This is a genomic window from Chitinivorax tropicus (assembly GCF_014202905.1).
In the GTDB taxonomy this organism is placed as follows: domain Bacteria; phylum Pseudomonadota; class Gammaproteobacteria; order Burkholderiales; family SCOH01; genus Chitinivorax; species Chitinivorax tropicus.
In genome coordinates this window covers 13,852-34,708 of sequence record NZ_JACHHY010000004.1, presented here as the reverse complement: position 1 = coordinate 34,708, position 20,857 = coordinate 13,852, and the positions used below count along the sequence as shown (strand labels likewise).

Below are 20,857 nucleotides of genomic sequence, written 5' to 3'. Positions count from 1 at the left end.
CATGCCAATTCGTCTTTGCGTACACCAACCGGTGAAAACTCCTCCTTTTCAGGATACTGTAGATGTTGTCTGACCCACCTGCCGCGACATGCCCCCCAACCACGCTTGAGATCCTGTCTTCGCTGGAGTCGATATCCAACGACGCTTGGCAGGCGCTGTCGCAAGGCCACCCAGCACTCGACCTGTCTTTTCTGAATCTGATGCACCAAACCGGTGCAGCCAATCTCCATTCCGGCTGGCAGCCGGTCTACCCCAGTCTGTGGCAAGGTGGGGCGCTGGTTGCCGCCATGCCGCTCTATATCAAGACGCACAGTTATGGGGAATATGTATTCGACTGGGCGTGGGCGGATGCATATCACCGACACGGGCTTCGCTATTACCCCAAACTGATCTCTGCGCTGCCGTTCACCCCCATCAGTGCGCCACGCCTGCTTGCCAGCCAACCAGCTGATCGCTCCCACCTCCTCGCCGCTGCGTTGGCGCTCTTGAAGGACGACACTACATTGTCGTCACTGCATATCCTGTTTCCCGTCGCAGAGGAACACCCCGTGCTGGCTGCGGCGGGTGGCTTGCGGCGTGATGGTGTGCAGTTTCATTGGCACAACCAGGGCTATGGCAATTTCGAAGACTTTCTAGGCCGGATGTCACACGACAAGCGTAAAAAGATCCATCAGGATCGCAAAAAGGTGCAAGTCCATATCGACGAGATCCGATGCCTGACCGGGCCTGAAATCACAGTGGATGATTGGACATTTTTCCACCGCTGCTATGCCCACACCTATCGGCTTCACCATGCCACGCCTTATCTGAGCCGGGACTTCTTCATTCAGCTCGGTGAACAGTCACCGGATCTGTCAGTCATGTTTGTGGCGTATCGACAAGGCCAACCCATCGCCACGTCCTGGTGCCTAAAGGGGCACGATGCCTTGTATGGCCGCTATTGGGGTGCGTTGGAGCACATTCCATGCCTGCACTTCGAGCTGTGTTATTACCAGCCGATCTGCTTTTGCATTGCACGATCACTGGCCCGATTTGAAGGCGGGGCGCAGGGCGAGCACAAATTGGCCCGTGGGCTGGCCCCCGCCGCAACGCACTCCTATCATTGGTTGAAACATGCACAATTCAACGAGGCGGTGAGTCAGTATCTTGCTCAGGAACGTAATGGCATGGCCGCCTACACAAGCGAGCTCAACGAACGTCAGCCATTCCACCGGTCACCCGCCAAATAAATTGGTTGAGCCACTTGCGACGACTGATTGGGTTGGCTATGATTCGATTCAATCAAACACTTGTTTGAATTATCCTGGGCACCCATGCTGCCCACATCACCGCACTTCGAAGGAGAGTCGTAATGTCATTGCCATCCAATATCCAGGAATTGTTCCAAGGCTTGCCCGCACGCTTGAAAGTGGCCGACGCAGCTGGAAAATCCAGTGTTTTCCACTTCGACCTGACTGGTGATGGCGGCGGCAAATATACAGTTTCATTGGCGGATGGCGTATGCAAGGTCGATGACGGCCTGGTGGGTGAGGCCAAGTGTGTCGTATCTGCAGCAGCCAGTGACTATCTGGATATCGAGCTGGGCAAGCTGCGCCCCGAAATGGCTTTCATGATGGGGAAAATCAAGATTTCGAATCTGCCTGAAATGATGGCATTCATGCAGCTGTTCACTCGTCTGGCTTGATCGCGCATTGGCCTGGTTACGCGGCTCGCGCTGGCGGAACCCGGCCTGGAGAGATACGCCAGCCCAAATGACAGAGCCCGCCAATCGGCGGGCTCTGTCGCTTCATGCTGTGCGGGCTGTCAGCACATATGCTGCCCACCATTCATCGCGATATTGGCACCCGTGATGAATGCCGCATCGTCGGAAGCCAAGAAGCTCACGACAGCTGCAACCTCTTCCGGCTTGCCCAGGCGCCCGACCGGGATGCCTGAGATGATCTGGTTGCGGATTTCTTCTTTCACCGCCATGACCATTTCAGTGGCGATGTAACCTGGGGAGATGGTATTGACGGTCACCCCTTTCTTTGCCACTTCCTGCGCCAAGGCCATGGTGAACCCATGCATGCCAGCCTTGGCTGCCGAATAATTGGACTGCCCGAACTGCCCTTTCTGCCCATTGATCGATGAGATGTTGATGATGCGGCCAAAACCCTGCTCGCACATGTCGTCCACCACCTGACGGGTCACATTGAACAAGCTATCCAGGTTGGTCGCCATGACGGTATCCCATGCAGATTTGTCCATTTTCTGGAAGCGGCCATCCTTGGTGATGCCGGCATTGTTCACCAATGCACTGATGGGGCCAAGCGCCTCCCGGACCTTGGCTACGGCAGCCTGGCAGGATTCGAAACTGGTGACATCACACTGAACAGCAAATACATCGAAACCTTCGTCCTTCATGCTTTGCAACCAACCCTCGTGCTTGCCCGGGGTGGAATAAGTGGTTGCCACTTGATAGCCTGCCTTTGCCAGTCGTTTGCAAATCGCCGTTCCGATACCACCCATGCCGCCGGTGACGAGTGCAATTTTCTGTGCCATGTTTTATCTCTCCTGAATGTCGTTTGGTGTCATTGAGAAAGCTACGGCTACCGCTTCTTTTACTGCCGGCTGGCCTTGATTGATTATCCAAGCCCGCCAGATCATGTTGAAATCCGGTCAAACCCTATCCGGTCTAACCCTCAATTTGAAGTTGATTTCATTCGAAAAATGCTAAGTACCAACACTGGCTGGCGAGCCGGGCTCTGCCAATAGGGTCTGTATTCGCAGCCCATGAAGTGCTATCTACGGCAGCACCCAAGCCCGGCACGTTGCCATGTGCGGATGACAACAATGTGTCAAACGACCATAGTCTGTGCCACTTTAGTTGTAGACAACAGAAATGGACAATGCAAATCGAGGCATCAGCCAGCAGGGCGATTTGCTCCAACGCCCCGCCAGCAAAGGCTTCCAGAACATTATTGCTGGCGCCGTGGCCTAGAAGCAGCTTACTATGTGCAATAGGCAGGATACGGCCAATCCCAATGCAGGCGGTTGAAGCGTGCCATGGGTTGGCGGGTGTGCCTGGGCGGTTGATCCGGTATGGTGAGCAGGCGGTGGCCGGGTGCAGCCATCCAGTGGTGTCGGATGCCCGCGCGTCCGCCATGCCCCATTCAACCATGAATTGTCGTCTTCGCTGTCTATAATGTGCTAAGAGCTGGCAGCAAGTACCATCCGGTGATCAGGCATCCATCTGATCACCTGTCAATCAGGACGGATTGAGAAAACCCATTGATCGGGCTTCCGGGGAGTGAGACTAAACATGAGTATGACGGTGCGGCGTGCCATTGTGTTGGCTGTCATCGTGGGGCTTCTGATTCCGTCTGCAATCATCAGCTTCATTACTTTACAAGGCCAGCGCACGGCGTTGATCGAGCAATTGAAGAAAGATCATGCGCGACTGACCGAGATTCTCGTGCTGGGCATGCAAGAGCCATTGTGGAATCTGAGTGCGGATGCGGGCATGCCGCTACTGAATTCCATCATGGACGACGAGCGCGTCGTCCGGGTATTGGTGACCGACCCGGCACTGGGCACCTTTCTGCAAGCAGAGCGGCCTGAGCGCCGACGCGGCCAGATCCTGATCCCTCCCCTTCGGAAGACGGTGGTCTACCAGGGCAGCGAGATCGGTGTCGTGACCATCGAGGTGGACAGCGGCCAGCTGGAAGCGGCGTTGCGCGATGATCGCAACAAATTCCTACTGACAGTTGCGGGGCAATTGCTGGTCAGCCTGGCGCTGATCTTGATCCTGATGCAATTGCGGGTGCTGGAGCCATTGCGCCGCCTGATGACCGACTCGCGCAAACTGGCGCAACGCGAGCTGGAACAGCCATTCCTGTGGGAACGGAAGGATGAATTCGGAGCGCTAGGCCGCAGCCTGGAGACGACCCGACAGTCGCTGCAGACTTTATTCACCGAGCTGGAAAGCAAAAATCAGGCACTGGAAGCAGATATCATGGTGCGCAAGCAGGTGGAAAACCAACTGCGGATCAGCGAGGAGCGCTACCGTCGCTTGGTGGAATCCACCAAGGTGATCCCGTGGGAGGCGCAGTCCGGCTCCTGGCGTTTCAGCTACGTCGGCCCCCAGGCCGAGTCGCTGCTGGGTTACCCATTGTCGATGTGGTATCAGGAAGGCTTCCTGACCAGCTACTTGCACCCTGACGACCGCCACTTTGCATACCAGATTTTCGGTGAGACATCACCCGAGCAGAGCGACCGCGAATTCGAATGCCGACTGCTGGCGGCAGATGGCCACAACGTGTGGGTGTCGCTCGTTGCTTCGGTCCTGACGGACAAGAGCGGTGAAAAATATCTACAGGGCTATCTGATCGATATCGGCGCACGTAAGAAGGTCGAGGAACAGCTGGTTCACTACCGCGAGCATCTGGAAGAGCTGGTCGAGGCCCGCACGGCTGCGCTGGCCTCCGCCAACAACGAGCTACAGGCATTCAGCTATTCGGTATCGCACGATTTACGCGCTCCCCTGCGCACGGTGGATGGCTTTGGTCAGGCGCTGCTGGAGGATTATGGCGACAAGTTGGATGACCAGGGACGTGACTATGTACAGCGGATGCGGCGTGCCACCCAGCGCATGGGCGAGCTGATCGATACCTTGCTCAACCTGGCCCGTCTGGCACGAAGTGAAATGCATCTGGAAATGTTGAGCTTGAGCCTGTTGGTGCAATCGATTCTGGAAGAGCTGCAGGCCAATGAGCCAAATCGCAAAGTCGAGCTGCGCATCGCACCGGAGGTGTATGTCCACGCAGATGGCAAGTTATTGCGTTCCGCCTTGTATAACCTGCTGTCCAATGCCTGGAAATTCACCAGCAAAGCCACCAACCCGGAAATCGAATTCGGTGTCAAAGACACTGATGGCCGTCGCATCTATTTCGTCCGTGACAATGGGGTCGGCTTCGATATGTCGCTGGCCGGCAAACTGTTTGGCGCATTTCAACGCCTGCACACCGTTCAGGAGTTCGAAGGGATCGGCGTGGGCTTGGCCACTGCGCAGCGCATCATCCACCGCCATCGCGGCGAGATCTGGGCCGAGGCGGAGCCAAGCAAAGGCGCCACCTTCTTCTTCACCTTGCAAGCCAACCCCAAGGCAAGCAGCGAGGATGCGATAGCCGCTCCTGTCGAAAGTGCCTGAGCATTGATCTGCTGACCGCCATCCACCTTGTACTACCGAAACCGGACGATCCGACCTGGTTCGACCGGTGAAGCTGTCTGTGCAAAGGCTGGTGGCTGGCCGGTGTATGCAGCACGGGGCCTGATCAGCCCACCGTCTTGCCGCTGCTCCAATGCGTGTGCCAGCCAGCCGATGGTGCGCCCGGCGGCAAACAAGATGAACGCCGCGCCCGCAGGCAACCCAAGGTATCGACAAAGCGCAACCAGGGCAAAATCCACGCTGGGGTATTCATCGAATTGCTGATACAGGCCACGCGCCAGGCAATTGGCCTCGTGCTCCCAGGGCAAGGCAGAGAGCAGCATTTGGGCGCGCGGATCACCATTGGGATAGAGCGGGTGCCCCAACCCGGCCAGCCTGCCTGCTGGGGACATCGCCTGAGCACAGGTCGCCAGCACATGTTCCCAAGGTTGATGCGGGTGCCACCAGGATTCCACCTGATGCGTGGCCGCGCCGTGCCTGACGCCACTCAAGGCAGCCAGGCCACCGATCAAGGCCGCATCCAAGCTGGCGCCTGTCGAAGCGACACAACGCGCCGCAAAACTGGATGCATTCAACTCATGATCTGCGCATAGAATCAAGGCTTGGCGGATCAACCCTTGCCCTGCCGGGTCGTCGATCCGCCAGGCTGTCGATGCCATCTGGTGTAGCGGCATGGGCTGAGGTGCCACACCCAACAGGCTGGCCAGCATCCAACGCACATGGGCGTACAGGCCAACGAACCCGCCCCCATCCAGATCAGCTGCGCGGCAGCTTGCCATGGCAAGCGGGAACAAAACCAGCGCCCGCCGCGCAGGTGACATCTTTTCCAATGCCATGGCGGTTTGCAGCCATTCGCTTGTCGCGGGCAAGTCCGGACATGTCTGAGGGGCGATGGGCACATCCCAAAGCAGCGACGCAACCGATTCCACCGACTGATCAGCCAACAGCGCCGTGACCGCCTGCCCTCGGTAATAGAGCATGCCACCATCGATGAGCGTCAGTGACGAGGGCAACACTGGCAGCCCCCAATCCAGAGCAGTTTGTGCCGCCAGTTTTGGCCGCTTGCCTAGGCGTCGGCTCAGTTGCAGGCGCTCTATATCCTGCAGGCGAAACCGGCCTGCGCCTTTTTGCGCGCCCGGCGCTGGCTGGAGCAGACCTCTGCTGATGTAGGCATACAAGGTCTGCCGGGTCACCCCCAGGAGCTTGGCGGCGGCCTCGGTGGTCAATAACACACTCATGGGCAAGCCCTCACTTCGAACATCGGCATGGTTGATTTTCCCAATCAAGATTGACCCAACATCACGCTGGCGCTTAAATGCCAAGCAGATCTGATCGTGATGGTGGCAAGCTCGCCACCATCACCACCGACCGGCGCCGGTTTCCTTTGTGATCTTTCAGGAGACGACTCATGACTGCTTCGCCCAGCACGCCCCCGATGGTAGGGGTGGATTTCGGACGCACCGCCGGTGACTATCTGCAGCATCGATCAGGCTTTCCACCTGCCTTTGTGGATCATTTGCAATCTCTGCAATTGATTCGCCCCACCCAATCTGTGCTGGATTTGGGCACTGGCACCGGCACGCTGGCGATTCAACTGGCCAAGGCGGGGTGCAGGGTGACCGCGCTGGACATCTCTGCAGGCATGCTGGAGAAAGCCGCAGAAGCATGCGCCCGTGAATCCGTCACCATCGCATTGACGCAAGGCCAAGCCGAATCGACCCGCCTGCCCTCTGCCGCATTTGACGCAGTGATTGCAGGGCAATGTTGGCACTGGTTTGATCGCCAGGCGGCGGCAGATGAGGCGCGGCGGCTACTCAAGCCTGGTGGCTGGTTGATCATTGCGCATTTTGATTGGCTGCCACAAGAGCACCCAATCATCGCCCAAACGGAAGCGCTGATCCGCCAGCACAACCCAGCATGGACCATGGGGGGCGGTGATGGCCTTTACGGTGCGTGGTTCAAAGAGCTTGCCCTGGCGGGCTTCCACAACAAGGCATCGTTCTCATTCGATGTACCAGTCGCTTACACCGCCGAGCGTTGGCGTGGTCGGATTCGCGCCAGCGCCGGGGTTGCCGCCAGCCTCTCGCCAGAGGCAGTGACGCGCTTTGATGAGGCGCATGCCGAGCTGCTCGCCAAATACCCACCAGACACTGCCGATGGGCAGTATCTGCTTCCGCACCGAGCGTTTGCTTTGTATGGCCGGTCGATTACATAAGGCGTTGCAATCAGCCGCGATCAAGCGGTGGGCGCAGGTCGATCATTGTATTGGGGTAGCTGGCTGCGAAACGGTTGTGTGATTGTGATCCAGGGCCTGGTGCCCCCAACGCATCACACAGCCGTACCAATCTCTACGCACCAACTGGCGATGAAACCCGGTGAACAATGCCTAGCGGGTACGCAGCTGCTGCTCGGTGCGCTCAAGATCCGCCATATTGTTGAGGTTGCTGAATGCCGAGGCATCTTCAAATGGGCAGGTCACCGTATTCAATGTGGCCTGCCAACCGCGCACACTGCGCCCGCCTTGGGCCAGATAGGCTGCCAGCGCAGCCTTGACCTGGGCGCGGCATAGAAAAATCGCGGGATGGATGCGCTCCGGATCTGCCGCAACCACCAAATCAGTCTGCGGTGTCAGTAAGGGGCGCATTCTGAACACCAAGTCTCGTGGCAGCAATGGCACATCACAAGGCACCACCAGCAGCTCATCGGTTGTCATGCCACCCAGGCCCGCCATCACCCCTGCCAATGGCCCCGGAAAGCCTGGCATGGCATCCTGGAGTACCGGATAGCCCAATGTGGCATATTGATCCACCGATCGATTGGCACTGATCAGAACATCCCCAACCTGCTGGCGAAGCGCTTCAATCACCCACTCAATCAATGGCTTACCAACCAAGCGAACCAAGCCCTTATCGATACCCCCCATGCGGGAGCCCTGCCCTCCCGCCAGGATCAATGCACTGGTGTCACAGCGGATCATAAGCGGATGCTGGCTGGTTCAAATTGCTGATACAGACGTAGCCGCTCACGCCCATCACCTGGCCTGGCACCTTCCCATAGCTTGCGCCAATGTCCCTTTGGCGGCACCTCATCCCGTGTACCCATCACCAGCATCAGATCACATGATTCGTTGGCCCCCCACCGCACTGCCAGCCCACCGTGGTAATTGAACAATGCAGCCATATCGGCGGACATGCGGTCAGTCGAGATGCATTGATATTGAGCGGGCAAAGATTGCTTCATGCTGGCCACGGTCTGCTGATAACCCTTGACCCAATCAATGCCGGGCAGCCACAGCAACATCAGCAGGCTCCAGCAGAGCGCCACCCCACTCGCCCAGCTGCTCAACGCCTGACGGCCCATCTGGCGACGCCTGGACACTGCCCAGATCCACGTTGCAGTCAGGGCCAGGCCAATCAGCAAGTCCCAGATCGAAAACGCATGGATAAACCCTGGAATGACTTTATCCGCACGTCTTGCCAGCTGGGGTGGGATGCCGGTCATGTAGGCAGTCCATCCCAGCCAGATGTATAGCCCTAACATGCCAAACGTCATGACCCCGAACCAATTGAGCGCAGCCGCCGCACCACGCTTCAAGCGATCGACCACCGAGGCCGCCAGCACACAGATTGGGATCAACAGCGGCAACAGATAGTCATCTTGTGCGATCGGTGACAACACCAAACCCAATGCAATCACCAATAAAGCCAATACCGAGAACTGCAGCACGGGCCGATCGTATCCTGTCAAGCGGCCATCCCATAGCGCCCAAGCCGCGATGGGCAATGCAGGCCAGCTGAACCAGGGCAAGGTGCGCAGATAGAAATCCAGCTCCCCCCAATGCAGTGCCGCACCGTTGCCATACAAACGACCCAATACACTACCTTTCCACCACGCCCCCAGCAGCGCCGGTGAATGCTGGTAGAGCATCATCGGCCAGATCAGCATGGCAGGAGCCGCCAAGACCACCGCCCAGATCAGCACCCTTGCATAAGCACGGTCACGCCAATGACCAAAACACACAGGCAAGAGCCCTGCGATCACCCAGATGACCACCGCATCGTGCAAAGATCCGGTATTCGCAGCCAGTGCCGCTCCCAGGCCAAGTGCCAGCGCGGCCCCAATCCACCGCCGCTTGAACAGGCTCATCCCGTAGAAAGCAGCAGCATAACCTGCCATCGTGGCGGTGCTCGATATCGCAGTATGGCCAAGTACGATCAGCCCTAAACACCCAATCATCAAAATGACGACTACCCGGCCAAAACGGCGACCGATCAGCTCGCGGCCAATACCACCACAAAAAGTCAACACCAACGCCACAAAAACAGCAGATAGCGCTCTGGCCACATCATGCAGCGCCAACCACCCACCCAGCCAGCCAGCCAGTACAGCAGTCAACTGGAAATAAAGGGGGCCATCCAACCAGGTCTGCTGCCCAGCCAGCTGCGGTATCAACCAATGCCCCTGTTGCATGGCATGGATGATGCCAATGGTGTGTGGCTCATCAGGCTTCCACGGCGCATGGCCGATCACGCCTGGCAACAGCCAGATCAAACATAACAGGAACAGTGCCCAGGGGCGTTCATGTGTCTTGGGGGAAAGGACTTCTGCTTGTGGGGTATAAGTCAGCATGCGATGAAAAGTGTAGGTTTGGCGCGATTATAGCAGCCCAACGCCTGCCAGCCTGGTGACAGAAATGCAAAAAGGCAGCCTGAGCTGCCTTTTTGTTGTATGCAAGAAACGCTTACTTGCGGCCCAGCATGCTGTATTTTTGCTTGAATTTGTCAATACGACCTGCGGTATCAACAATCTTCTGCTTACCAGTGTAGAAAGGATGGCAGGCGGAGCAAACTTCCACATGCAGGTTTTTCTTCATGGTAGAAGCAGTTTGGAAGGAATTACCGCAGGAGCAGGTAACGGTAATTTCTGCGTATTCGGGGTGAATGCCCTGTTTCATGATTCAAGTCCTTAAAATCGGGCCCAGGGGTTTTGCCTGAGCTGCATCAAAACGCGGAATTATCCGCGACACCTTCGGATTTGGCAAGTATTTAGCGTAAGCGGTTGGAATACCCGACCGCTACGCCATTTCAGCACCCTCAACGACGCATGGAATCAAAAAAGTCGCTGTTGTTCTTGGTGCCCTTGATCTTGTCCAACAGGAACTCCATTGCCTCCAGATCATCCATCGGATAAAGAAGCTTGCGCAAGATCCAGATCTTCTGCAACTGATCTTGAGGAATCAGCAACTCTTCGCGACGCGTACCCGAGCGGTTGACATTGATGGCGGGGTAGATCCGCTTTTCAGCCATCCGACGATCCAAGTGGATCTCCATATTGCCTGTGCCCTTGAATTCCTCATAGATCACGTCATCCATGCGTGAGCCGGTATCGATCAGGGCGGTTGCAATGATCGTCAACGATCCACCTTCTTCGATATTCCGTGCCGCACCGAAGAAACGCTTGGGCCGTTGTAACGCATTGGCATCGACACCACCCGTCAACACTTTGCCCGAGGCCGGCACAACCGTGTTGTAAGCGCGTGCGAGACGCGTGATCGAATCGAGCAGGATGACCACATCTTTCTTGTGCTCAACCAGGCGCTTTGCCTTTTCAATCACCATTTCAGCCACTTGCACATGGCGAGCCGCTGGCTCGTCGAATGTCGAGCTGACCACCTCACCCTTTACCGAGCGCTGCATCTCCGTCACTTCTTCCGGGCGCTCATCGATCAACAACACAATCAGAGACACCTCAGGATGATTGTGCGAAATCGAATGAGCGATATGCTGCAGCATGACAGTCTTGCCTGACTTCGGCGGTGCCACCAGCAAGGCGCGCTGCCCCTTCCCGATTGGCGCGATCATGTCGATCACGCGGCCGGTATTGTTCTCCTCACCCAAAATGGGGCGTTCGAGCTTCAGCGGCTCGGTCGGGAACAATGGCGTCAGGTTCTCGAAGAGAATCTTGTGCTTGGAATTCTCCGGCGGCTCTCCATTGACCTTATCGACCTTGACCAGGGCAAAATAGCGCTCGCCTTCTTTGGGGGTGCGGATCTCACCCTCAATCGAATCGCCTGTATGCAGGTTGAAGCGACGTATCTGGGACGGACTGACGTAAATGTCATCCGGGCCAGCCAGATACGAGGTATCCGGTGAACGCAGGAAGCCGAAGCCATCTGGCAACACCTCCAGCGTGCCTTCTCCAAAAATACTTTCGCCCTTCTTGGCTTGATTTTTAAGCAGAGCGAAAATCAGATCCTGCTTACGCAGGCGGTTGGCACCATCGATCTCGTTGGAAATTGCCATTTCTACGAGCTGCGAGACGTGCAAATGCTTCAGGTCAGATAAATGCATGGTTTCGCCGTGAATACGGAAAAAGGGAGGGTTAGCGGGATGTATCGGTAACTGGTTACGGGATGCGGGGGAAAGCTGGTATCCGGGAGGGCCTGGCTTTGTGAGCCAGCAGTCCCGGATGCGGAACTGCTCAATTAACGATTTATTTTGAGCTGAAGATAGCCTGTTTAAATATTGCTGTCAATAAATGCCGTCAATTGTGACTTGGACAATGCCCCGACTTTGGTCGCTTCGACACTGCCATTCTTGAAAATCATCAATGTCGGGATGCCACGGATACCGTACTTGGGTGGCGTACCCTGATTGTCGTCGATATTCAGCTTGGCCACTTTCAGGCGCCCGGCATACTCTACGGCGATCTCATCGAGAATCGGTGCGATCATTTTGCAGGGACCACACCATTCTGCCCAGTAGTCAACCAGAACCGGCGCACCGGATTGCAACACTTCGGCTTCAAACGTGGCATCGGTTACATGATAGATGTGTTCACTACTCATTGTGTCCTCACTGAAAAATTGTGTGCCGGGAAATCGGCGATAGGTAAAAAATGGTGCCAGCCAGGATTTCTTCAAGGATCGAAGATCATATCGACTGCGATTCCCCAATATGTAACGAATGCTAGCCGAAATACGAGCCCCTGAAAAGGCGGACCATGGTCTGGAAGCGGTCAGCTCCCTTCAAAACGAGTCAGCTGCCGGCGATCCCGCTTGGTGGGGCGTCCCTTGCCCTGATACCCGTCACCTGCCAGGTATCTGGCCTGCTCTTTACGCGCCTCTCGCAAAAGGATGCTTTCAGCTGTCTCAGCGTACAGCTGCTGCGCAATGGGAGCTGGGCCTCGGGTGTCGCTGATGCCCAGCACGGTGACTGTCATCATCTCTTCGCCACGCCGCACCAGGATGGTGTCGCCCAGCCTGACAGTCCGCGCAGGTTTGACGCGATCCGTATTGATCAACACTCGTCCCAGCTCGACAGCCTCGGTGGCCAGGCTGCGTGTCTTGAAGAAGCGGGCGGCCCATAGCCATTTGTCGATTCTGACACGATCATGCTGCTGATCATCCATATGTTCGGCTCATTTCGTTGAATACCCTTGCGGGGTTGCCCCTGACGGATGCTATGATGACTCGACAGATACGCAACTGGCAATTCATCCTTATCTATCGAATCAATAAAAAAACACAATGCGCCACTTGTCTGCCATCTTGTTGGTTCTCATCGGCACTTGGTCAGCGGCTGTTCTCGCCGAGGTGCCACCCCTATCACGCTTGGTGATCGATACGCGTGGCATCGACGCTCGTTTCGGCAAGATCGAGCTGAGCGATTTCTCCCGACCTGTCACCCATCTCACCGCTGACTCGCTGGAAGCCCTGTCCCGATTCCGTTTTTCCTTCCCCGGAGCTCAGCAAGGGGCGGTCAGGCTGGAAGCGCAGCTGGAAACCAGCTTGACCGTGACCCACCCTACCGACAGCCTGACGCTCGCTGACTGGAAGCACCACCAGACCCCGTGGCAGGTGCTGGAAGCCGTTGATGCGCAACATTTCGGCGGCCCTCGATTTACGGACGATGACGAAAGCCAGTTTCCCAAGGTCAACAACAAGGACATCATGCAGGCACTGGCCAAGCTATCCGGCGTGACTGACAGCCTTCGCAGGCAGGCGGAGAACTGTACCACTGCACTTACCTTTCCTTGCGCTGTCAGCGCCAACCTGGTCAGAGTCAGGGTGTCCATCAAGCAGGGCGAGCACTGGCAACCGCTCCACGAAATACGGTTCAACCTTCCGCCGCCTTGATACCCACACCCAACCCCCACACTATAATTCGAACTACCCCTTTCAAGCGGGTAGCGACGGAGTGGCTGATATGTCTGAACAACGTCAACATCCCAGAACGCAGGTGCATCTGAGAGCCGCGCTGTTTCAGGCTGGCTCCCGGGAACCGATCAAAGGTCAGACGGTCGAGATCTCTGTCAGTGGCGCAGGCATCCTGACTGATATCGCATTACGCTCCGGGCAGCAGTACCGGATGATCCTGGAAATATTCAATGTCAGTGCTGGCGAAAAGCAATACATTGAAACCATGATAGACGTCATCCACTGCTCGCTGGTTGGCAATATCAGCCAGTTCCGTTGTGGCGTGAAATACGTTCAACCGTCAGCGGATTTCAAGGCAAAAATTGGTAAACTGATCCGCAGCTGAGTGGGCTGCGTCGTCAATGCAAAAACAAAGGCGATTTCCACGCCGATCAACGACAAACAGCAGAATGACTGACGCAGATCATGGCCCATCCACGCACGCTGCCCGACCACATCGCCGACTACCTGATCGCCAAGATATTCATCGGCGAGTTGCGCCCAGGGGATCGCCTGCCGCCCGAGCGCCTGTTTGCAGATCAGCTGGGTGTGGATCGGACCTCATTGCGGATGGCACTCAGACAGCTTGCTCGCATGAACCTGATCCGCTCCGTGCAAGGCTCGGGCATCACCATCACCGATTACTGCGAACACAGCGGAATCGACTTTCTTGCATGCGTCGTCAGCATCGAGCAATTGGATCTCGGCGGACGTTTTTTGTTGGATGCGCTTGAGCAGTGGGTCTTTTTCATGCCACAGACAATCATGCTGGCGGCCAATCGACCAGAGACACGGGCACAAAGCCCCTTGATCGCAGCTTTGCTCGATCGGCAGCGGGCCGCGCTGGAGCCCACCCCCAATATTGCAGACATCGTGCACATCGAAATCGAGCTGCAGAACACATTGAATCGACAATTGGGCAGCGTAATGATGCGACTGATCAGCAATTCGACGCTTCTGCTGCGCCAGCGGATCGTTCAGTTATTTTTTGAACATAATGATCCGGCCAAACACATTGGTTTTCACCAATGGATACTAGAACAAGCCTTGTCGGGCGAAATCCGTGGCTACCGGCTGATGGACCACTACCGCCATTATCTGAAGGACGCCACCCAACCATTGCGGGAATACCTATGCAGCCTGCCACCCGAGCCACGACTATTACGCTCCCCCTTGTAGGCATGACGGATACCGATATCCCCTGCCCCGGTGGCACAGCCAGGGGCACCAATCAGAACACACACGCCAAGTGCATCCGCCCCTGCCTTACAACGGAGCCGATCAAAGGCAGGGATCATTCTCCGTCTATACTCCAAACAGCATGACCAGACAGGTACCAAGCCATGCCCCATTCAGCCCAGATTCTGCAACAACTCAACTTGTTATCGACCACTCAGCAATGCGACACCAGCCTGGATGACCAATTGAATGCACTGGCCGAGCAGGCAGCCCGCATGCTGGCTGCTGACTATTGCTCACTGATGCTATTAAGCCATGCGGACATCGGTGACGTTCAATTGAAGCTGGTCGGGAACTATGGCCCACTCCATCCCGAGGCCGTCGAAACCGCAATCCGAAAAGGCGACGGCATTACCGGACACGTACTTGAAACTGGCCAGTCGCTGCTGATTCAGGACATTGAAGACTCGCCCTTCGCCAAGTACGCCAGGCGACCGGACGACCCGCGCAAATCCATGATCGCCTCACCCATCATGCTGAATGGTGAAATCATCGGCGTGATCAATGTCAGCGGCAATCGCCACCAACGCCCTTTCAACATCGACGACCAAAACCTGCTGGACATCGCAGCCTTGTTCATCGGGAAATCCATCCAGGTCATTCAATTGCAGAACACCCTGAACTCACGCTTTGCACAGCTGGCTCTGCTACAACAGCAGCGTACCGAAGGCATGTCCCCCTTTGCATTCAACACCTCCCAAAACCCTGATCAACTGGCCCGCATTCTGGCCAAGACGTTCTATCGAGAGCTGACACGGACGGGTTTCAACCCCAATCAGATCATCGGCACCGCCAGTGAGATCATCCACCAACTCAACGACAATCTGGCCAAGCACAAGAAACGGCTCGATCGGAACTAGGCCGATTTGTCAGCCGATTCAAAGCCTAGTAAAATGATCGGCTATTCGCTTTGAACCCACCGCACCGCCACACACCGCATCCATCGGTATTTCCCCCATCTGGCAAATAGTTGACCAAATTAATCGGGAATTATATAATTCCAGCCAGTTATCTATATATTTCGCGCGACAAGGATCGTCCATGCGCCTCACCACCAAAGGCCGTTTTGCCGTTACAGCCATGCTTGATCTGGCATTGCGCCAGGGTAACGGCCCTGTGACGCTGGCGGGCATTGCCGACCGGCAGCGGATCTCTTTGTCCTATCTTGAACAACTGTTCGGGAAACTACGCCGTCGGCAATTGGTGGAAAGCGTTCGCGGGCCGGGCGGCGGCTATTGCCTGGCCAAAGCCGCGCACGACATCTCGGTTGCCGAAATCATCCAGGCTGTCGATGAGCCCATTGACGCCACCCAGTGCGGCGGCAAGGAAAACTGCCTGGAAGAACATCGATGCATGACCCATGATTTATGGGCCAGCCTGAATGTCACCATTTTTGAGTACTTGGCGTCGGTATCACTCGGCCAGCTGGTCGATAATCAACGTGCAAAAGAGCACGCTTGTGATGTCGCCGTCTTGCAAGACAAACGCGCAAATGGCAGCAAGCCTACCGCGGGTGCGCCAGTCTGATCCGCACCCCTTACCGACCATGGAGAGCCATCGCATGACCAAACTCCCGATCTACCTGGATTACTCGGCCACCACGCCTGTCGATCCTCGGGTCGCGCAAAAAATGATTCCCTATCTGACCGAGCTGTTCGGCAACCCAGCGTCACGCTCCCATAGCTTTGGCTGGGAGGCGGAAAAAGCAGTGGAAGAAGCGCGCGAGCAGGTTGCTGCGCTGGTCAACTGCGACCCCAAGGAGATCGTTTGGACCTCTGGCGCAACAGAATCCGACAATCTGGCGCTGAAAGGCGCCGCCCACTTCTATCAGACCAAAGGCAAGCACATCATCACCCTCAAGACCGAGCACAAAGCGGTACTCGACCCTTGTCGAGAGCTGGAACGCGAGGGCTTCGATGTCACTTACATGGTGCCAGCAGAGAGCGGTCTGATCGATCTGGATGCACTCAAGGCCTGTATCCGCCCCGACACGATCCTGATCTCGGTCATGTTGGTGAATAACGAGATCGGCGTGATTCAACCCATTGAAGCCATTGGCGAGCTGTGCCGCGAGAAGGGCATCATCTTCCATGTGGATGCTGCGCAAGCCACAGGCAAGGTTGAAATCGACCTGTCCAAGCTCAAAGTCGATCTGATGAGCTTTTCAGCGCATAAGACCTATGGCCCGAAAGGGATTGGCGCACTGTATGTGCGTCGTAAGCCACGTGTCCGGCTGGAAGCCCAGATGCACGGCGGCGGCCATGAGCGCGGCATGCGCTCCGGCACGCTCGCAACCCACCAGATCGTGGGCATGGGCGAAGCATTCCGGATCGCCCGCGAGGAGATGGCCACCGAGAACGAGCGTATCCGCATGCTGCGCGATCGGCTGTGGAGCGGCCTGCAGAACATCGAAGAAGTGTATCTGAATGGTGACCTGGTACAGCGCGTTCCACACAATCTGAACGTCAGCTTCAATTTCGTCGAGGGCGAGTCCCTGATCATGGCGATCAAGGATCTGGCTGTGTCCAGTGGCTCGGCCTGTACCTCCGCCAGCCTGGAGCCCTCCTACGTCCTGCGGGCACTAGGCCGCAACGATGAATTAGCGCACAGCTCCATCCGTTTCTCGATTGGCCGTTTCACCACGGAAGAAGACATTGACTACACCATCAACCTGCTTAAACAGAAAATCGGCAAGTTGCGGGAGATGTCCCCCCTTTGGGAAATGTACAAAGACGGTATTGACTTGAATACCGTGCAGTGGGCAGCACATTGATATTGACGCCGGGCCTGGCCCGGCGAGTATTCGGGCAATCTGCCTGGACGCATTGATCAGGAGTACGACATGTCTTATAGCGACAAGGTGATTGATCACTACGAAAACCCACGCAATGTCGGGTCATTCGAAAAAGGCGACGATTCCGTCGGCACGGGGATGGTTGGCGCACCAGCCTGTGGCGACGTGATGAAGCTGCAGATCAAGGTCAACGAACAGGGCGTGATTGAAGACGCCAAATTCAAGACCTATGGCTGTGGCTCGGCCATCGCGTCTTCCTCACTGATCACGGAATGGGTCAAAGGCAAGACACTCGACCAAGCCTTGGACATCAAGAATACCCAGATCGCGGAAGAGCTGGCGCTGCCGCCCGTCAAGATCCACTGCTCGATTCTGGCGGAAGATGCCATCAAAGCAGCCGTGGCCGATTATAAAGCCAAGCACACGGCTTGATCCGGGAGCATCGTTCATGGCCATTACCCTCTCAGAACGCGCTGCCAGACATGTGTCCAATTTCCTGACCAAACGTGGCAAAGGCATCGGCATTCGCCTCGGCGTGCGCACATCAGGCTGTTCAGGCATGGCCTATAAGCTTGAATTCGTTGATGAGATTGCAGAAGGCGACTTGTCGTTCGAGAGCCACGGCGTCATGGTCATCACCGACCCGAAGAGCCTGCCCTATCTCGATGGTACCGAACTTGATTTTGTCCGGGAAGGATTGAACGAGGGCTTCAAGTTCAACAACCCGAACGTCAAGAACGAATGCGGTTGTGGAGAAAGCTTCAACGTGTGATCCGCCGGCTGATGATGGTGAGTGGAGACAGCTCGTGTCAGCCCAGCCGTCAGTGAGTCTGACTGCTCGATGCACTACACCCCACCCAGTCATTCCGTACAGGCATATTGCACTATACCGAGCCGCAGGCAGCTGCTTGCGGCTTTGTTCATGACAAGGTTAATGATCGCAACATCATGAGCATCGATTTCAAACAGAATCACTTCCAGCTCTTTGGCCTGCCAGCCTGCTTTGAGCTGGACCTGATCGCGCTGGAACAGGCTTACCGCAAGGTGCAGTCAGAGGTGCACCCTGATCGTTTCGCCCACCTGGGCGATAGCGAGAAACGCCTGTCACTGCAGTGGGCGACCCAGGCCAACGAGGCGTATCAAACCCTGCGCAACCCGCTCGCTCGTGCTCGTTATCTGTTGCACCTGGCTGGGGTGGATACCCAGGAAGAAACCAATACCGCCATGCCGGTGGACTTCCTGATGGCACAGATGGAATGGCGTGAAGCCATCATGGAGGCCAAAGCCAGCCAGGATGCCGACTCGCTGGAAGACCTGTCACGACGCTTGCGTCACGAGGTCAAAGCCCTGCACCAGCAACTACACACCATGCTGGATGAAGCCCACGCATTTGCAGATGCCAGCACCATCGTCCGCAAGCTTCGTTTCATGGAAAAGCTGGATGAAGAAATCGGTGATGCAATTGATGCCACCTTGTCATAAGGTCAGACCAGAATAACCTTGATTCGTCCGGGGCCAGAGGCCCTGTTGACGACTTTTAGAAAAGCGCCGCCCGCTATGGCTCTCTTACAGATTTCCGAACCCGGTCTTTCCACCGCCCCACACCAGCACCGCTTGGCTATTGGCATTGATCTGGGCACCACCAACTCGCTGGTTGCAACAGTACGATCCGGCGTCGCCACTGTGCTGAATGACGAACAGGGCCGCCCGCTGCTGCCTTCCGTGGTGCACTATCACCCAGACCACCGTGTGGATGTCGGTTTTGCAGCCCAGGCACGGCAGAACGAAGACCCGCACAACACCATCGTATCCGTCAAACGCTTCATGGGGCGCGGCCTGCGCGATATCGAAGGCCATGAAAACCTGCCTTACAAATTTGCCGATGCACCGGGCATGGTGCAACTGCGCACGGTGGCCGGCACCAAAAGCCCGGTGGAGATCTCCGCTGAAATCCTGAAACGATTGAAAGAGCGCGCAGAAAAAAGCCTGGGCGGCGAGCTGACAGGTGCGGTGATCACCGTCCCCGCCTATTTCGACGATGCCCAGCGACAAGCCACCAAGGATGCCGCCAAGCTGGCGGGCCTGGAGGTATTGCGCCTGCTCAATGAGCCCACCGCAGCGGCAGTCGCCTATGGGCTCGACAACAACAGCGAAGGCACCTATGTGGTGTATGACCTGGGCGGCGGCACATTTGATGTGTCGATCCTGAGACTGACCCAAGGGGTATTCGAAGTGCTGGCCACCAGCGGCGACTCGGCGCTGGGCGGCGATGATTTCGATCATCGTGTCTATTGCTGGGCATTGGAACAAGCTGGTGTGACCCTGCCTTCGGCGCGGGATACCCGTCTTTTGCTGACCAAGTCCCGCGCGGCCAAAGAGGCGCTGACCGATCACGGCGTGGCAGATATCACGGCCATTCTGGCCGACGGCAGCGTGGTCAATCAAACCATCACCAGCGAGATCTTCGGTGACATTACCCGTAATCTGGTCAACAAGACCTTGCTGCCCGTGCGCAAAGCCTTGCGGGATGCCCAACTGAGCATCGACGAAATCGATGGTGTGGTCATGGTGGGCGGCGCCACCCGCATGCCGCAGATCCGCCGGGCGGTGGCCGAATTCTTTGGCAAGGAACCTTTGACCAACCTCGACCCGGACAAAGTCGTTGCGCTGGGCGCCGCCATCCAGGCCAATGTGCTGGCTGGGAACAAGGCGCAGGATGACTGGCTGCTGCTGGATGTGATTCCGCTGTCGCTGGGGCTGGAAACCATGGGCGGGCTGGTGGAGAAGATCATTCCTCGCAACGCCACCATACCGATCGCCCGCGCGCAGGAATTCACCACCTACAAAGACGGCCAGACAGCCATGGCCATCCACGTATTGCAAGGCGAGCGCGAGCTGGTCAGTGATTGCCGCTCCTTGGCCCGCTTCGAGCTACGCGGCATCCCACCGATGGTGGCGGGCGCTGCCCGCATCCGTGTGACCTTCCAGGTCGATGCCGATGGCCTGCTTTCCGTGTCGGCCCGCGAGCAGAGCACCGGTATCGAGTCCAGCATTGCAGTCAAACCATCCTATGGGCTGGGCGACGATGAAATCACCCGGATGCTGCAAGACTCCTTGCACCACGCCAATGAGGACATGGCCGCCCGCAGCCTGCGAGAAGCACAGGTCGAAGGCCAGGCACTGATCGATGCCACCGTCAGCGCCTTGGCGCAAGACAGCCACCTGCTCGATGCCACGGAGCAGCAAGTCATACAAGCCTGCGTCGAAAGCCTGCTGCTGTCCATGCAGGGCCAGGATGTCAGCGCAGTCCGACAACGGACGGATGCCCTGAATCAAGCCACTGCCGACTTTGCCGCCCGCCGCATGGATGCCAGGATTCGCCAGGCCCTGGCCGGGCAAAACATTACCAGTTTGGAGTAAA

General features: G+C 56.8%; 22 protein-coding genes. 14 read left to right on the top strand and 8 right to left on the bottom strand.

All coding sequences use genetic code 11. The features are described 5' to 3' along the window. Positions 1 to 62: 62 nt before the first annotated feature. A complete protein-coding gene (locus HNQ59_RS03945; RefSeq protein ID WP_184035518.1) occupies positions 63 to 1,229 on the top strand; it encodes a GNAT family N-acetyltransferase in 1,167 nt (388 codons plus the stop codon). Between the two features lie 122 nt (positions 1,230 to 1,351). After that, positions 1,352 to 1,684: an SCP2 sterol-binding domain-containing protein gene (locus HNQ59_RS03940; protein WP_184035517.1), complete on the top strand. Its 333-nt coding sequence runs from the start codon at positions 1,352 to 1,354 to the stop codon at positions 1,682 to 1,684. 119 nt (positions 1,685 to 1,803) lie between these two features. On the opposite strand, the gene phbB is transcribed toward HNQ59_RS03940, so the two are convergent. Further along, positions 1,804 to 2,541, bottom strand: a complete 738-nt coding sequence (phbB, locus tag HNQ59_RS03935; RefSeq protein WP_184035514.1) for an acetoacetyl-CoA reductase — start codon at positions 2,539 to 2,541, stop codon at positions 1,804 to 1,806. A gap of 760 nt (positions 2,542 to 3,301) precedes the next feature. Between phbB and HNQ59_RS03930 the strand changes: the two genes are divergently transcribed. Continuing rightward, positions 3,302 to 5,188 carry an ATP-binding protein gene (locus HNQ59_RS03930; protein WP_184035511.1) on the top strand — a complete coding sequence of 629 codons (1,887 nt, stop codon included), beginning with the start codon at positions 3,302 to 3,304 and terminating at the stop codon, positions 5,186 to 5,188. A gap of 32 nt (positions 5,189 to 5,220) precedes the next feature. On the opposite strand, the gene HNQ59_RS03925 is transcribed toward HNQ59_RS03930, so the two are convergent. Then, on the bottom strand, positions 5,221 to 6,444 hold the full coding sequence (locus HNQ59_RS03925) for a citrate synthase family protein (RefSeq protein ID WP_184035508.1): 1,224 nt from the start codon (positions 6,442 to 6,444) through the stop codon (positions 5,221 to 5,223). Positions 6,445 to 6,614: 170 nt separating this feature from the next. Here HNQ59_RS03925 and HNQ59_RS03920 point away from each other — a divergent pair, with 170 nt between their 5' ends. Further along, the gene (locus tag HNQ59_RS03920) at positions 6,615 to 7,421 is read left to right on the top strand and encodes a class I SAM-dependent methyltransferase (protein ID WP_246490838.1); all 807 of its coding nucleotides are present in this window, start codon (positions 6,615 to 6,617) and stop codon (positions 7,419 to 7,421) included. A gap of 171 nt (positions 7,422 to 7,592) precedes the next feature. Here the strand turns inward: HNQ59_RS03920 and mobA are convergent, their stop codons facing one another. From mobA to HNQ59_RS03890, 6 genes are all read right to left on the bottom strand, one after another. Next, positions 7,593 to 8,183: a molybdenum cofactor guanylyltransferase MobA gene (gene mobA, locus HNQ59_RS03915; RefSeq protein ID WP_184035505.1), complete on the bottom strand. Its 591-nt coding sequence runs from the start codon at positions 8,181 to 8,183 to the stop codon at positions 7,593 to 7,595. Continuing rightward, positions 8,180 to 9,835: an ArnT family glycosyltransferase gene (locus tag HNQ59_RS03910; RefSeq protein ID WP_184035502.1), complete on the bottom strand. Its 1,656-nt coding sequence runs from the start codon at positions 9,833 to 9,835 to the stop codon at positions 8,180 to 8,182. The genes mobA and HNQ59_RS03910 overlap by 4 nt, the downstream gene beginning before the upstream one ends. A gap of 112 nt (positions 9,836 to 9,947) precedes the next feature. Beyond that, positions 9,948 to 10,160 (bottom strand): 50S ribosomal protein L31, encoded by a 213-nt coding sequence (rpmE, locus tag HNQ59_RS03905; protein ID WP_184035499.1) that lies wholly within the window; start codon positions 10,158 to 10,160, stop codon positions 9,948 to 9,950. 139 nt (positions 10,161 to 10,299) lie between these two features. Then, positions 10,300 to 11,556 carry a transcription termination factor Rho gene (rho, locus tag HNQ59_RS03900; protein WP_184035496.1) on the bottom strand — a complete coding sequence of 419 codons (1,257 nt, stop codon included), beginning with the start codon at positions 11,554 to 11,556 and terminating at the stop codon, positions 10,300 to 10,302. A 167-nt stretch (positions 11,557 to 11,723) separates the two neighbouring features. Beyond that, positions 11,724 to 12,053, bottom strand: a complete 330-nt coding sequence (trxA, locus tag HNQ59_RS03895; RefSeq protein WP_184035493.1) for a thioredoxin TrxA — start codon at positions 12,051 to 12,053, stop codon at positions 11,724 to 11,726. Between the two features lie 170 nt (positions 12,054 to 12,223). After that, the gene (locus HNQ59_RS03890) at positions 12,224 to 12,616 is read right to left on the bottom strand and encodes an RNA-binding S4 domain-containing protein (protein ID WP_184035491.1); all 393 of its coding nucleotides are present in this window, start codon (positions 12,614 to 12,616) and stop codon (positions 12,224 to 12,226) included. Positions 12,617 to 12,734: 118 nt separating this feature from the next. Between HNQ59_RS03890 and HNQ59_RS03885 the strand changes: the two genes are divergently transcribed. From HNQ59_RS03885 to hscA, 10 genes are all read left to right on the top strand, one after another. Beyond that, positions 12,735 to 13,343 (top strand): hypothetical protein, encoded by a 609-nt coding sequence (locus HNQ59_RS03885; protein ID WP_184035488.1) that lies wholly within the window; start codon positions 12,735 to 12,737, stop codon positions 13,341 to 13,343. 70 nt (positions 13,344 to 13,413) lie between these two features. Then, positions 13,414 to 13,749, top strand: a complete 336-nt coding sequence (locus HNQ59_RS03880) for a PilZ domain-containing protein (RefSeq protein WP_184035485.1) — start codon at positions 13,414 to 13,416, stop codon at positions 13,747 to 13,749. Between the two features lie 80 nt (positions 13,750 to 13,829). Then, entirely contained in the window at positions 13,830 to 14,582 is a 753-nt protein-coding gene (locus HNQ59_RS03875; RefSeq protein ID WP_184035482.1) for a FadR/GntR family transcriptional regulator, read from the top strand. Between the two features lie 164 nt (positions 14,583 to 14,746). Next, positions 14,747 to 15,502 carry a GAF domain-containing protein gene (locus HNQ59_RS03870; RefSeq protein WP_184035479.1) on the top strand — a complete coding sequence of 252 codons (756 nt, stop codon included), beginning with the start codon at positions 14,747 to 14,749 and terminating at the stop codon, positions 15,500 to 15,502. 181 nt (positions 15,503 to 15,683) lie between these two features. After that, positions 15,684 to 16,169 carry a Fe-S cluster assembly transcriptional regulator IscR gene (gene iscR / locus HNQ59_RS03865; RefSeq protein WP_184035476.1) on the top strand — a complete coding sequence of 162 codons (486 nt, stop codon included), beginning with the start codon at positions 15,684 to 15,686 and terminating at the stop codon, positions 16,167 to 16,169. A 34-nt stretch (positions 16,170 to 16,203) separates the two neighbouring features. Beyond that, positions 16,204 to 17,415 (top strand): IscS subfamily cysteine desulfurase, encoded by a 1,212-nt coding sequence (locus tag HNQ59_RS03860; RefSeq protein ID WP_184035472.1) that lies wholly within the window; start codon positions 16,204 to 16,206, stop codon positions 17,413 to 17,415. 69 nt (positions 17,416 to 17,484) lie between these two features. Then, on the top strand, positions 17,485 to 17,868 hold the full coding sequence (iscU, locus tag HNQ59_RS03855; RefSeq protein ID WP_184035469.1) for a Fe-S cluster assembly scaffold IscU: 384 nt from the start codon (positions 17,485 to 17,487) through the stop codon (positions 17,866 to 17,868). Between the two features lie 16 nt (positions 17,869 to 17,884). Beyond that, complete coding sequence (gene iscA, locus HNQ59_RS03850; protein WP_184035466.1) at positions 17,885 to 18,208, top strand: iron-sulfur cluster assembly protein IscA; 324 nt, start codon at positions 17,885 to 17,887, stop codon at positions 18,206 to 18,208. Between the two features lie 176 nt (positions 18,209 to 18,384). After that, the gene (hscB, locus tag HNQ59_RS03845) at positions 18,385 to 18,918 is read left to right on the top strand and encodes a Fe-S protein assembly co-chaperone HscB (RefSeq protein WP_184035464.1); all 534 of its coding nucleotides are present in this window, start codon (positions 18,385 to 18,387) and stop codon (positions 18,916 to 18,918) included. Positions 18,919 to 18,993: 75 nt separating this feature from the next. Next, on the top strand, positions 18,994 to 20,856 hold the full coding sequence (gene hscA, locus HNQ59_RS03840) for a Fe-S protein assembly chaperone HscA (protein WP_184035461.1): 1,863 nt from the start codon (positions 18,994 to 18,996) through the stop codon (positions 20,854 to 20,856). The last annotated feature ends 1 nt before the right edge of the window (position 20,857 follow it).

Excerpts from the sequence above, each read along its gene's own strand:
- HNQ59_RS03945 (WP_184035518.1), top strand. The coding sequence starts at position 63 with ATGTTGTCTGACCCACCTGCCGCGACATGCCCCCCAACCACGCTTGAG.
- HNQ59_RS03940 (WP_184035517.1), top strand. The coding sequence starts at position 1,352 with ATGTCATTGCCATCCAATATCCAGGAATTGTTCCAAGGCTTGCCCGCA.
- phbB (WP_184035514.1), bottom strand. The coding sequence starts at position 2,541 with ATGGCACAGAAAATTGCACTCGTCACCGGCGGCATGGGTGGTATCGGA.
- HNQ59_RS03930 (WP_184035511.1), top strand. The coding sequence starts at position 3,302 with ATGAGTATGACGGTGCGGCGTGCCATTGTGTTGGCTGTCATCGTGGGG.
- HNQ59_RS03925 (WP_184035508.1), bottom strand. The coding sequence starts at position 6,444 with ATGAGTGTGTTATTGACCACCGAGGCCGCCGCCAAGCTCCTGGGGGTG.
- HNQ59_RS03920 (WP_246490838.1), top strand. The coding sequence starts at position 6,615 with ATGACTGCTTCGCCCAGCACGCCCCCGATGGTAGGGGTGGATTTCGGA.
- mobA (WP_184035505.1), bottom strand. The coding sequence starts at position 8,183 with ATGATCCGCTGTGACACCAGTGCATTGATCCTGGCGGGAGGGCAGGGC.
- HNQ59_RS03910 (WP_184035502.1), bottom strand. The coding sequence starts at position 9,835 with ATGCTGACTTATACCCCACAAGCAGAAGTCCTTTCCCCCAAGACACAT.
- rpmE (WP_184035499.1), bottom strand. The coding sequence starts at position 10,160 with ATGAAACAGGGCATTCACCCCGAATACGCAGAAATTACCGTTACCTGC.
- rho (WP_184035496.1), bottom strand. The coding sequence starts at position 11,556 with ATGCATTTATCTGACCTGAAGCATTTGCACGTCTCGCAGCTCGTAGAA.
- trxA (WP_184035493.1), bottom strand. The coding sequence starts at position 12,053 with ATGAGTAGTGAACACATCTATCATGTAACCGATGCCACGTTTGAAGCC.
- HNQ59_RS03890 (WP_184035491.1), bottom strand. The coding sequence starts at position 12,616 with ATGGATGATCAGCAGCATGATCGTGTCAGAATCGACAAATGGCTATGG.
- HNQ59_RS03885 (WP_184035488.1), top strand. The coding sequence starts at position 12,735 with ATGCGCCACTTGTCTGCCATCTTGTTGGTTCTCATCGGCACTTGGTCA.
- HNQ59_RS03880 (WP_184035485.1), top strand. The coding sequence starts at position 13,414 with ATGTCTGAACAACGTCAACATCCCAGAACGCAGGTGCATCTGAGAGCC.
- HNQ59_RS03875 (WP_184035482.1), top strand. The coding sequence starts at position 13,830 with ATGGCCCATCCACGCACGCTGCCCGACCACATCGCCGACTACCTGATC.
- HNQ59_RS03870 (WP_184035479.1), top strand. The coding sequence starts at position 14,747 with ATGCCCCATTCAGCCCAGATTCTGCAACAACTCAACTTGTTATCGACC.
- iscR (WP_184035476.1), top strand. The coding sequence starts at position 15,684 with ATGCGCCTCACCACCAAAGGCCGTTTTGCCGTTACAGCCATGCTTGAT.
- HNQ59_RS03860 (WP_184035472.1), top strand. The coding sequence starts at position 16,204 with ATGACCAAACTCCCGATCTACCTGGATTACTCGGCCACCACGCCTGTC.
- iscU (WP_184035469.1), top strand. The coding sequence starts at position 17,485 with ATGTCTTATAGCGACAAGGTGATTGATCACTACGAAAACCCACGCAAT.
- iscA (WP_184035466.1), top strand. The coding sequence starts at position 17,885 with ATGGCCATTACCCTCTCAGAACGCGCTGCCAGACATGTGTCCAATTTC.
- hscB (WP_184035464.1), top strand. The coding sequence starts at position 18,385 with ATGAGCATCGATTTCAAACAGAATCACTTCCAGCTCTTTGGCCTGCCA.
- hscA (WP_184035461.1), top strand. The coding sequence starts at position 18,994 with ATGGCTCTCTTACAGATTTCCGAACCCGGTCTTTCCACCGCCCCACAC.